Source organism: Nostoc sp. (genome assembly GCF_036917235.1).
Lineage (GTDB): Bacteria > Cyanobacteriota > Cyanobacteriia > Cyanobacteriales > Nostocaceae > Nostoc.
The window spans coordinates 19,147-30,822 of sequence record NZ_JBALDU010000017.1 but is presented as its reverse complement, the minus strand read 5'-3'; the positions used below and the strand labels follow the sequence as shown (position 1 = coordinate 30,822).

Genomic DNA, 11,676 nt, shown 5'->3' with positions numbered 1-11,676 from the left:
GCCTTGAGTGCCTTAGCTGACAAACTGCCACCAGAGTTGTTGCCAGAAGCCCTTGCTGCTGCCAGGGCAATACAGTCTGAGTTACATCGTGCCAATGCCTTGAGTGCCTTAGCTGACAAACTGCCAGATATATTGCCAGAAGCCCTTGCTGCTGCCAGGGCGATTCAGTCTGAGTCTTCTCGTGCCTATGCCTTGAGTGCCTTAGCTGACAAACTGCCAGATATATTGCCAGAAGCCCTTGCTGCTGCCAGGGTGATTCAGGATGAGTCTTATCGTGCTGATACCTTGAGTACCTTAGCTGACAAACTGCCACCAGAGTTGTTGCCAGAAGCCCTTGCTGCTACCAGGGCAATACAGTCTGAGTCACATCGTGCCAATGCCTTGAGTGCCTTAGCTGACAAACTGCCACCAGAGTTGTTGCCAGAAGCCCTTGCTGCTGCCAGGGCAATACAGTCTGAGTTACATCGTGCCAAAGCCTTGAGTGCCTTAGCTGACAAACTGCCACCAGAGTTGTTGCCAGAAGCCCTTGCTGCTGCCAGGGCAATACAGTCTGAGTTACATCGTGCCTATGCCTTGAGTGCCTTAGCTGACAAACTGCCACCAGAGTTGTTGCCAGAAGCCCTTGCTGCTGCCAGGCCGATTCAGGATGAGTCAGATCGTGCCTATGCCTTAAGTGCCTTAGCTGACAAACTGCCACCAGAGTTGTTGCCAGAAGCCCTTGCTGCTGCCAGGGCAATACAGTCTGAGTTACATCGTGCCCATGCCTTGAGTGCCTTAGCTGACAAACTGCCAGAGTTATTGCCAGAAGCCCTTGCTGCTGCCAGGGCGATTCAGCATGAGTTTTTTCGTGCCAATGCCTTGAGTGCCTTAGCTGACAAACTGCCAGATATATTGCCAGAAGCCCTTGCTGCTGCCAGGGCAATTCAGGATGAGTATTATCGTGTCAATGCCTTGAGTGCCTTAGCTGACAAACTGCCAGATATATTACCAGAAGCCCTTGCTGCTGCCAGGGCAATACAGGATGAGTCACATCGTGCCGAAGCCTTGAGTGCCTTAGCTGACAAACTGCCAGATATATTACCAGAAGCCCTTGCTGCTGCCAGGGCAATACAGGATGAGTCACATCGTGCCAATGCCTTGAGTGCCTTAGCTGACAAACTGCCACCAGAGTTGTTGCCAGAAGCCCTTGCTGCTGCTAGGGCAATACAGCATGAGTCACATCGTGCCAAAGCCTTGAGTGCCTTAGCTGAGAAACTGCTATCAGAGTTGTTGCCAGAAGCCCTTGCTGCTGCCAGGGCAATTCAGAATGAGTATTATCGTGCCAAAGCCTTGAGTGCCTTAGCTGACAAACTGCCAGATATATTGCCAGAAGCCCTTGCTGCTGCCAGGGCAATTCAGGATGAGTATTATCGTGTCAATGCCTTGAGTGCCTTAGCTGACAAACTGCCACCAGAGTTGTTGCCAGAAGCCCTTGCTGCTGCCAGGGCGATTCAGCGTAAGTGTTATCGTGCCGAAGCCTTGAGTGCCTTAGCTGACAGTTTGTCACAAATGCCATCTACGGAACTTTTCCCCCTTTGGCAAGATACACTTCATGAGCTATCCCTTCGCACTCGCCGTGATTTGCTGCAAGATATCGAAGCATTGTTTCCAGTTATCTTTGTATTAAGTGGCGAAGCAGCAACGGTAGAAATTGCCCATGCGATTGTGGATGTGGGGCGATGGTGGAAATAATTTGTAATTCGTAATTCGTAATTCGTAATTCGTAATTTAAGAGAGTTAGATTTAATTTGCATCTGTAGCCTGATTTTGGTCAATTGGTATAAGGGGATGCAGGATCTATAATTTTAAGCGAAGTGCGATCGCCTTTTACAACTACTCAACCCAATTCTCTCTGGTGTCGATGAGTGAGCGATCGCAATTAGTCATAAAATCATCAGATAAATTGTCTAGACTGTCGATGAGCGATCGCCAGGGGTTATCTTTGGCAATGAGAGCGATCGCGTTACCATTCAGATTATGCAAACTAGATGTGGTTTAGTTTATCAAGCAGGTATCAAATTTACAAACTCTCTCTGATGTCCATAAGTGAGCGATCGCAATTAGTCATGAAATCATCAGAGAAATTGTCTAGACTGTCGATGAGCGATCGCCAGGGGTTATTTTTGGCTTTGTTCTCGTCTTTATTAGTAATGGTAGTATTTGATTGTTATTGTTGATCGCGCTATTAGCTCTCCATAAATAATACTGAATTTATGACCATACAAATTAATATTCAACTTCCAAATGATGTTTTTTCAGCACTCCGCACTAACCCAGAAACGTTTGTTCAAGAGATGCGTTTAGCGGCGGCTGTCAAGTGGTATGAAGTTGGTACACTTTCCCAATCTAAGGCTGCTGAAATTGCCGGAGTTAGTCGTCACCAATTTTTAGAAGCACTCCATCGCTATAATGTTTCACCTTTTCAAGTAACTCCTGAAGAATTAGCCCAGGAGTTAGCGCGTGACTAGACAATGGGTTGTAAATGCTTCTCCATTGATTGTACTGACTAAGATTAACCAAGTTCATTTGCTCTCAGAACTCTGTGATGAGGTTGTCATTCCTAGCGGTGTTGTTCAAGAAATCTGCATTGCGCCAGATAATGACCCTGCAAAACTCTGGATTTTGAATGAAGGAACTAGCTATATTCGAGATGTGGAACAAGTCGATCCAGTGATTGCTGCATGGGGTCTTGGTTTAGGAGAGAGTCACGTTCTCACCTGGATATATAACAATCCTGGCTATGAAGCAATTCTAGACGACCGCGCCGCAAAAACCGCAGCACTTGCTTTAGAGATTCCGGTGCGGGGAACTCTTGGTGTTATTCTACTTGCAAAACGGGAAGGTAAGGTAGAAGCCGCTAGACCAATTTTTGAGCAATTGATTCAGGTTGGTTTTAGAATCAGTACACAAGTTTTGGAGTCTGCACTTAGGCTTGTTGGTGAGTAGTGTATTAGATGTGTAGATTTATCTTATAGGCAAAAAGCGATCGCTTATATCGATCTTTTCTACAGAATACTTGCGATCGCTTAAGCCGCTTTGATCTACACACTCCCCAACAAACTGGAGCGGTTTCAGTCGTGACGGGAGCGGTTTCAGTCGTGACGGGAGTGGTTTCAGTCGTGACGGGAGTGGTCTCAGTCGCGATGGGAGCGGTCTCAGTCGTGATAGGAGAGGTCTCATTCGTGACGGGAGCGGTCTCACTCGTGACGGGAGCGGTCTCACTCGTGACGGGAGCGGTCTCACTCGTGACGGGAGTGGTTTCAGTCGTGACGGGAGCGGTCTCACTCGTGACGGGAGTGGTCTAACTTTTGCTTTTTTACATTATTATTAAATTCTTAAAAGAAATACCGAAAAATTACCGATATAACCTGAAAATTTCATAAACAAAAACTGCGAGTTTTGCTGAACCGAAACGCAGTTTAATTAAGCCAAGCTAGCTCTAGCAGCATCTTAAAGGAGTAATTTTATGTCTCGTCAAAAACGTACATCCCGCATTCTAGAAAAAGCTCAGTTAAGATCGGCTGGACTGAAATCGATTGTTCCAAGCATCAAATTTGATGAAAATCATAATTTGGAAAAACTGATTGAGTCAATTGAGCAGTTACGCAACAAACTTGATGTTTATAATACTGCTTTGTCTGTGGTTGACTCTTCTAAAACTGAAATTGAAGAGATGGAAAAAAACTTGAGTCAGCTTTCTGAGAAGATGCTGATGGTGGTTGCGATCAAGTATGGCAAAGACAGCCGCGAATATGAGATGGCGGGTGGTGTTCGCAATAGCGATCGCATCCGCAAAATCAGGTCGAGTCGCTTGAAAAATGTTGCAGAACAAGCATCTGATGAAAATGCTAAAACTGCATAAAATGCAGGAGTAGGGACAATACTGTTCGGTTAAGACAAGAGACGCGATGAATCGCCGTCTCTACAACAATTAGTCTTTTGTAGAGACGGCGATTTATCGCGTCTTTAATAAATCCGGGAAAAATTGTTTCCAAAGTACCACCTCCGACTTTAGAGTGTTGAAATAACTCAAATAGCTATCTGAAGGCGAGGTATGACAACAAACTTTAGTCGGCGTGAATTTATCTTGCTCGGTTCAGCAGGGTTTGGTACTAGTTTACTGCTGCAAGCTTGTAGTAATCAGACGACACCAACAGCCACAACAACGGGTGGTACTGAAGGGTTTAAAATAGCGATCGCTCTACCTGGAGTGATTACCGATAAAGGCTGGAATCAATCTGGTTATGAAGGAATCAACCTAGCAAAACAAAAGCTAGGTGCAGAAACCGCCTATGTCGAAAAAGTCGCACAAGCAGATCAAACAGAAGTATTAACAGATTTTGCTCGTAAAGGTTACAATCTCATCTTCGCGCATGGCGGACAATTTGATGCCGCAATTGAACAAGTCGCCTCACAGTTCCCCAACACATTTTTTGTCGGAGTCAATGGTAATCTCAAGGGTGAGAATATTGCTTCTTTACGAATAGATCACCTACAAGCTAGTTATTTGTGTGGCATTATCGGTGCTTCTGTAACTAAATCTAATAAATTAGCTTATATTGCTGGAGAGAAGTTTCCCGCTACCGAGGGAGAACTGCGGGGATTTGAATTAGGAGCAAAGTCTGTTAAACCAAATATCCAAATTACTTCTACTTTTACGGGTGATTGGAATGATGTTTCAAAAGCGAAGGAAGCGACTCTGGCATTAATTTCTTCCGGGAATGATGTCATCTATCAATGGTTAGATAATGCCTCAGCCGCAGTTTTACAAACAGCAGGTGAAAAAGGAGTATATGCTTTTGGTAACACCAAGGATCAATTAGATGTTGCACCAAAAGCTGTCTTAACCAGCGCTGTCAAACGCTTAGATTTAGCCATAACTTATATAGCAGAATTAGCTAAACAAAAAAAAATCAAAGGACAAATATATACAATTGGTCTAGAAAGAACAGATATCTTATTTTTAGGTAAATTTGGAGCAATCATACCGGAAGCAGTTAAGCAAAAGGTATTGAGTACAAACCAAGAAATTGTTAATAAAAAAATCGTTTTTGAAGACTGTAAAGAGGCTGGGAAGGATACGCGCTGCGTGAAGAAAGCAATCACGTAGGTTTAACATACAGATATCTGAAAAAGTTTCGTAGTCAAATTACCCCCCTTAATCCCCCCTTATAAAGGGGGGAAATAAGAAATCTTGAATCTTGTTCCCTCCCCTTTACAAGGGGAGGGTTAGGGTGGGGTAAAACTGACGCGAATCTTCACTACAAGCTATCAGCTTTGTGAACATGAACTATTTACGCTTAAACAATATTACCAAACGCTTTGGGTCTTTTATCGCTAACGACAATATCAATCTCTCTGTTGCATCTGGAACAATTCATGCAATACTAGGCGAAAATGGCGCGGGTAAGAGTACTTTAATGAATATTATTAGTGGACTCTATCAACCTGAAGCTGGCGAGATTTATCTCCAAGAACAACCAATCAAAATCACTTCACCAAATGAGGCAATTAAATTAGGCATTGGCATGATTTACCAACACTTCATGCTTGTACCCCAATTGACTGTCACAGAAAATATCATTTTAGGGATGGAGAAAACTTGGCGGCTAAATTTAGAAGAGAAACAGCAAGAAATTGCCGCATTATCCCAAGCTTATGGATTAGAAATTGACCCCACTGCCAAAGTTGAAAATTTATCTGTTGGGGCACAACAACGGGTAGAAATTCTCAAAGTTCTCTACCGTCGAGCAAAGTTGTTGATTCTTGATGAACCTACAGCAGTTTTGACACCGCCAGAAGTAGAATCATTAATTGCTATCTTGCGTCAATTGGCAGCCGCAGGTAACACAATTATTTTTATCAGTCATAAATTAGAAGAGGTAATGAATCTCTGTGATTCAGTGACAGTTTTGCGCCAGGGAAAGGTAGTAGGAACAACATCAACTGAAGCGGCGACATCTCAGCAGTTAGCAACATTGATGGTAGGACGGGAAGTGGCTTTACAGTTAAAGAAAAGTCTTACATTACCAGGAAAAATCATCCTATCGGTACAAAATTTGCAAGTTGCTGATGAAAGAAATATTCTGGCTGTAAATAATGTCTCTTTTGAACTGCGGGCGGGAGAAATTTTAGGAATTGCTGGTGTCGATGGCAATGGACAGCGAGAATTAGCTGATGCGATCGCTCTTGTGCGGACTGTTAAGCAGGGTAAAATTGAGTTTACGCCCAAGCATTCCTCAGTGGGCTACATCCCAGAAGATAGGCAGACAATGGGATTGGTGTTGCAATTTAGCATCGCCCAAAACTTGATTTTAAAAGCTTTTAAATATCTGCCATTTTGTCGCCGTTTTTTGTTACAACAAGAAGCGATCGCAAATCGTGCCCAAGCTGCAATGCAAGAGTTTGACATTCGGGCAAATGGGATTGATATCAAGGTAAGTCAGCTTTCGGGAGGAAATCAACAAAAAGTGGTGTTAGCGCGAGAACTGGCGCAATCACCAGCTTTAATTATCGCCATGCAACCCACTAGGGGGTTAGATGTAGGGGCGACAGTAGCTGTCCAATCTCGAATCTTAACAGAACGCGATCGCGGTGCGGCAATTTTGTATATTTCTACTGAGTTAGAAGAAGTGATGGCAATGAGCGATCGCATTGCCGTAATCTACAGAGGTGAGTTTGTGGCTATTTTGGATGCAGCTACGGCGAAGGTGGAAGAAATTAGTTTGTTGATGGCTGGGGGAACACCCAGAGAGTAAAATGCCGAGTCTTTATATCATCGGTGGTGCAAATGGTTCAGGAAAAACCACCGTATCGATGAGTTTATTACCGAATTTTCTAGACTGCTTTGAGTACGTAAATGCAGATGCTATTGCTGCTGGACTATCTCCATTAAATCCCGATTCAATGGCTATAGAAGCAGGAAGGTTAATGATTATGCGACTGCGGACGTTATCTAATTCAGGTAGTGATTTTGCTTTTGAAACTACGCTAGCAGCTAGAAGTTTTGCACCTTTTATTATTGGTTGTAGAGCAAAAGGCTACACAATTAACTTAATATATTTTTGGTTACAAAGCGTTGACTTGGCAGTAGAACGAGTAGCAGCAAGGGTTGCAAGTGGTGGACACTCGATTCCAGAAGATGTTATTCGTAGACGCTACCAACAGGGGCGAAAGAACTTGATTTCTTTATACTTACCTTTGTGCGATCGCTGGATTATGTATGATAACTCTAACAATGATACTAGGTTAGTAGCTGAGTATCGTCGTGGTCAACAACTTGTTGCTTATGAAAATGCAATTTGGAATCAAATCAGAGGACAGAAAAATGGCTGAACAAGAATTAGAGCTTTTATCAAGCAAAATTGATGCTGGAGTCAAAGCCGCAATTGCAGCAGCAATAGAACGACATCGTAAACTTGGTCAATCGATTAGTATTATGCGAGAAGGAAAGGTTGTAACTTTAACGTCTGATGAAATTACAGCGATTCAAAATCAGCAGAATAGTTAGAACAAAATTTAAACTGAAAATGATATCTATAAATTGTTCAACTTGATTCAGCTTTGAGGAGTTAATGAACTGCATAGGAAATCATATCTCCAAACCTAACGATCGCAACTAATCGCATGAAATTCCTGTTACCAATCTTATCACCGCTAATTGCGATCGCTTCTGCCCTCATCGTCGGTGCTATCCTGATGCTAATTGCTGGGGCAAATCCCATCACTGCATACAGCATCCTATTTCAAGAATCTCTCTCTACCTACTTTGGATTTGGTAACACTCTCACCAAAATGACACCGCTATTATTCGCTAGTTTAGGCGTGTTAGTGGCGTTGCGGGCTGGGCAATTTAATACAGCACTTCCGTCTGCTATGAGGTACGCACACAGTCTCAAAAGTTAGGATAGGAAAGGGATATGGGGAAAATTGTGCTTCATAATAGCCGGAAGTGCTGTATCGGTGGAGAAGGACAAATTTATCTAGGTGCGTTGGGAAGTACTTTAATTGGGTTATATGTGCAAGGATTACCTGCGGTGATTCATATCCCCTTAGCACTGTTGGCAGGATTTCTCTTTGGTGCAGTTTGGGGTTTGATTCCTGGTTATCTCAAAGCCATACGCGGAGTGAATGAGGTAATTACTACATTGTTGCTCAACTATATTGCGGTAAATTTAGTTAGCTACCTCGTCCAAAATCCATTAATGGCAACAGGTGCGCCTAGTCCTTATTCGCCGTTAATTGCTAAAACATCGCGTTTGCCGATTATATTACCGCAAAGCCTCGCCCATGCTGGGATTTTATTCAGTTTAATTGCCGCAGGTATTTTATGGGTATTATTAGTGCGATCGCCTCTAGGTTATCAAATTACGGCAGTGGGATTTAACCCGATTGCCGCCCGTTATGCCCACATATCTGTTGAACGTACCATTATGCTGGTAATGGCTGCTGCGGGTGGTTTAGCTGGGTTGGCTGGGAGTTGTGAAGTGATGGGGTTGAAATATCGCCTATTTGAACAAGTTTCCCCAGGTTATGGATTTGATGCCATTGCGATCGCTTTTTTAAGTCGTGGTAGTGTTATCGGTGTAGTATTAACTTCTTTATTTTTTGCAGCGCTTCGCAGTGGTGCAAATGTGATGCAGCGTAGTGCAGGTGTGCCGGTAACAGTAGTTTACGCGATTCAGGGGTTTATGGTGTTATTTATCGCTATCAGTCTCGCAGTCGAAAGAGAAATAAGAGTAAAAACGCAGAGGGACGCGAAGGTTTAACGCAAAGGAACACACAGAAAACTCTGCGATACTTTGCGCTTCCCTTTGCGAACCTCTGCGTTAAAAAATAACTCCATGAATAATCTCAACTTTTTCTCCGATTACTTAATAGCTACCTTACGTCTAGGCGTCCCCTTAGCATTTGCAGCCCTTGGAGGATTGTACTCGGAACGATCCGGGGTGTTAAATATCGCCTTAGAAGGAATGTTACTTACAGGTGCTTTTACTAGTGCTGCCGCCACTTTCTACACTAGTAATCCCTGGCTTGGTATCCTTGCATCCTTAATTGCAGGGGGATTAGTCGGACTACTCCATGCTTTTTTATGTGTAACCTTGCGTGTCGATCAATTGGTATCTGGGCTAGCGATTAATCTTGTCGCAGCTGGATTAACATCGTTTTTAGCGCGGTTAGTGTTTAGTGGCAGTAGTACACAGCAGTTACCTGGAATTGGGGCAATTATTATTCCTGGTTTAGCCAATATTCCCTCGATCGGGCCGCTACTATTTCAGCAAGATTTTTTAGTATATTTATTATTTATCTTAGTTATTTTAACTACATACCTTTTATTTAAAACTAGCTTTGGGCTGACATTGCGGGCAGTGGGTGAATCTCCGAAAGCTGCTGACACGGCTGGAATTTCAGTACCATTTGTCCGTTATATCGCTGTGGTGATTAGTGGCATTCTTGCAAGTTTAGGAGGTGCTTATTTAACTCTGGTACAAGTAAGATTTTTTGCCGAAGGGATGAGTGCTGGTAAAGGATTTATTGCGATCGCAGCATTAATTTTTGGTAGATGGCATCCTATAGGTAGTGCTTTAGCTTGTTTGCTGTTTGGGGCTACAGAAGCTTTACAACTGCGAATTCAGGCATTAGGGGCAAATATCCCTTACCAATTTTTAGTCATGCTACCTTATGCGATCGCTTTGTTAGCATTAGTGGGTAAGCTGGGAAAATCTACACCCCCAAAAGCTTTAGGTACTCCCTACTTTGGAGAAAATTACCACTCAGACTAATTTAACGTAAGCAGTCTTCTTTGTACCGGGAGCTGTTTAACTTTTGCCTTCTTACATTACTGATTAAATACCTAAAAATTACCGTTATAACCTGAAAATTTTATCAGACAAAATTGCTAGTTATGCTGAACCGGAACGCCTTTGAATTGAGGCAGTTCAGTCATGGAATCAAATCAATCTCACAAAGAGACAGAATAGTATTCAAAAATTCCTTTAATTCAGGACACAGATTGACTGCATCCATTAGATTATTGTTTTTTAAAATCTTGGCTGCATCGCGAGTTTTACTATAACTGCGTTTTTTACCTAACTCGCATATTTCTTTAATATGATATGACGGAGGTTTATTGTGATTCACCTGCTCAGGTAATCCCCTTGGTGCTAACTTATTATGTCCAGCCAATTTTTGAATAGTTGGCCAATAAGGTAGTAGCCAAGCTTCAAAATCATACTGCGCTGCATGGGGATAAAAATTTGGGTTATTCCCAACCCACATTTTCATTTTTGCTTTAGCATCTGCTGCATCTTGAAAATCATTGGTTCCTGTATAAACATCTGTTAGTGCAATCACAGCATTGAAAGCATCTCTCCCTGTCAGTAAATTCTCAACCTTACGCCTGAGTTTTTCTTCTTTGGGAATCCGACCATCATCAGGGATAAACTGAAGTTTAGGCATCTGTTGTTGCAAGCGTGACTTCAGGAAATCTCGTAAAATAGGCTCAAAAGCTTTTTCTGTTGCACCCTCAACTAAAATTGCTATTCTCATGGACGACCACCGATTAAGTTCATCGCCCAAATTTGATCTAAACTATAATCTTCTAGCCATTTTTCTAAATCAAAAAAGTCACCCCAATTCATAGTTGTTAAACCATCCTCAGAATCACAAACTAGAACTTCTTCAGGCTTTAAAAATCTTATTAATCTATCTGAATGGGTTGCCACAATTAGCTGAGTTCGTTGGGCAGCTTCGCGCATTAAATCAGCTAATAGTCTTAATAATTCTGGGTGTAAACTGACTTCTGGCTCATCAATAAGAGTGACAGCAGTTAAATCTGGACTTTGCAGCAGTGTTACTAACCAAAGAAATCGTAAAGTCCCCTCAGACAACTGGTGCATATAAAGAGGCTTAGAAAAATTTTTGTCTTTCCAAGTCATTGCTAAAGTTCCTGCTGCTACTGGTGGAAACGATAAACGCTCAAAATCTGAAAATGCAGCAGCAAGGGTATCTTCAATAATTTCAAATCGTTCTGAATCAGTTTCTCGCAAATAATAAAGGCAGGAAACCAAATCTTCTCCATGAGAACCTGGTAAAGTCACTGGGCGCATTGATTGTGGTAAACGAACTGGGCTTTTAGGAGCAACATTTAATGCTCCATAAAAAGTGCAAGAAGCTAATCTTTTTCGCAGATTCTCTGGCTCTTGGTACATTTTGGGAACTTGAGCAAGAGAAGTTTCTAAGGGATTATGATCCCAATTTGGGCGCAATAGCTTTTGATCTTCTGTATTAAAATATTTAACATCTAAACCACGAGAATCAATGTGTTTAAAGGGTTCCGATGCATGACGATCATTTTGTTGAGTAAGTGTTTCTAAAGCAATTTCATATGCTAACCCTTTAGGAGCGACTTCTAGCGAGTAGTCGAGTGGCGCATAACCGGGCACACTCATAGACAAAGAAATTGTTATACTTTTAGCCCGATCGCGCGTCATAATATCACCCAGTCCACCCAACTCGGAAATTTTGGTTCCTAGTTGAGCATTTGCTGATGCTGCTAAAAGTAAAAAAATTTCTAACAGAGAGGTTTTACCTACACCATTAGCCCCAATCATCACTGTCAGGGGTCGCTCATGCATA

General features: G+C 42.5%; 12 protein-coding genes and 2 pseudogenes. 11 read left to right on the top strand and 3 right to left on the bottom strand.

Translation table 11 applies throughout. From position 1 onward, the window contains the following. Positions 1-1,731, top strand: a pseudogene (locus V7K44_RS05705) (hypothetical protein); the annotation flags it as partial. 141 nt (positions 1,732-1,872) lie between these two features. Here V7K44_RS05705 and V7K44_RS05700 read toward each other — a convergent pair. After that, positions 1,873-2,022: a hypothetical protein gene (locus tag V7K44_RS05700; protein ID WP_334929477.1), complete on the bottom strand. Its 150-nt coding sequence runs from the start codon at positions 2,020-2,022 to the stop codon at positions 1,873-1,875. A gap of 53 nt (positions 2,023-2,075) precedes the next feature. Here V7K44_RS05700 and V7K44_RS05695 point away from each other — a divergent pair, with 53 nt between their 5' ends. From V7K44_RS05695 to V7K44_RS05650, 10 genes and pseudogenes are all read left to right on the top strand, one after another. Then, positions 2,076-2,216 (top strand): hypothetical protein, encoded by a 141-nt coding sequence (locus tag V7K44_RS05695; protein WP_334929475.1) that lies wholly within the window; start codon positions 2,076-2,078, stop codon positions 2,214-2,216. A gap of 36 nt (positions 2,217-2,252) precedes the next feature. Continuing rightward, a complete protein-coding gene (locus V7K44_RS05690; protein ID WP_118165569.1) occupies positions 2,253-2,507 on the top strand; it encodes a UPF0175 family protein in 255 nt (84 codons plus the stop codon). After that, complete coding sequence (locus tag V7K44_RS05685; protein WP_334929472.1) at positions 2,500-2,985, top strand: DUF3368 domain-containing protein; 486 nt, start codon at positions 2,500-2,502, stop codon at positions 2,983-2,985. The genes V7K44_RS05690 and V7K44_RS05685 overlap by 8 nt, the downstream gene beginning before the upstream one ends. A gap of 520 nt (positions 2,986-3,505) precedes the next feature. After that, entirely contained in the window at positions 3,506-3,901 is a 396-nt protein-coding gene (locus V7K44_RS05680; protein WP_109010882.1) for a hypothetical protein, read from the top strand. A gap of 192 nt (positions 3,902-4,093) precedes the next feature. Beyond that, complete coding sequence (locus tag V7K44_RS05675; protein WP_334929469.1) at positions 4,094-5,149, top strand: BMP family protein; 1,056 nt, start codon at positions 4,094-4,096, stop codon at positions 5,147-5,149. Positions 5,150-5,324: 175 nt separating this feature from the next. Continuing rightward, on the top strand, positions 5,325-6,797 hold the full coding sequence (locus V7K44_RS05670) for an ABC transporter ATP-binding protein (RefSeq protein ID WP_334929467.1): 1,473 nt from the start codon (positions 5,325-5,327) through the stop codon (positions 6,795-6,797). Between the two features lies 1 nt (position 6,798). Continuing rightward, entirely contained in the window at positions 6,799-7,374 is a 576-nt protein-coding gene (locus tag V7K44_RS05665) for a zeta toxin family protein (protein ID WP_334929465.1), read from the top strand. After that, the gene (locus V7K44_RS05660) at positions 7,367-7,549 is read left to right on the top strand and encodes a hypothetical protein (protein WP_334929463.1); all 183 of its coding nucleotides are present in this window, start codon (positions 7,367-7,369) and stop codon (positions 7,547-7,549) included. Before V7K44_RS05665 ends, V7K44_RS05660 begins: the two co-directional genes overlap by 8 nt. A gap of 116 nt (positions 7,550-7,665) precedes the next feature. Next, positions 7,666-8,807, top strand: a pseudogene (locus V7K44_RS05655) (ABC transporter permease). Between the two features lie 75 nt (positions 8,808-8,882). Next, positions 8,883-9,821 (top strand): ABC transporter permease, encoded by a 939-nt coding sequence (locus tag V7K44_RS05650; protein WP_334929461.1) that lies wholly within the window; start codon positions 8,883-8,885, stop codon positions 9,819-9,821. Between the two features lie 160 nt (positions 9,822-9,981). Here V7K44_RS05650 and V7K44_RS05645 read toward each other — a convergent pair whose 3' ends face one another. After that, entirely contained in the window at positions 9,982-10,587 is a 606-nt protein-coding gene (locus V7K44_RS05645) for a DUF4276 family protein (RefSeq protein ID WP_334929459.1), read from the bottom strand. After that, positions 10,584-11,675: an AAA family ATPase gene (locus V7K44_RS05640; RefSeq protein WP_334929457.1), complete on the bottom strand. Its 1,092-nt coding sequence runs from the start codon at positions 11,673-11,675 to the stop codon at positions 10,584-10,586. Before V7K44_RS05640 ends, V7K44_RS05645 begins: the two co-directional genes overlap by 4 nt. Position 11,676 lies beyond the last annotated feature (1 nt).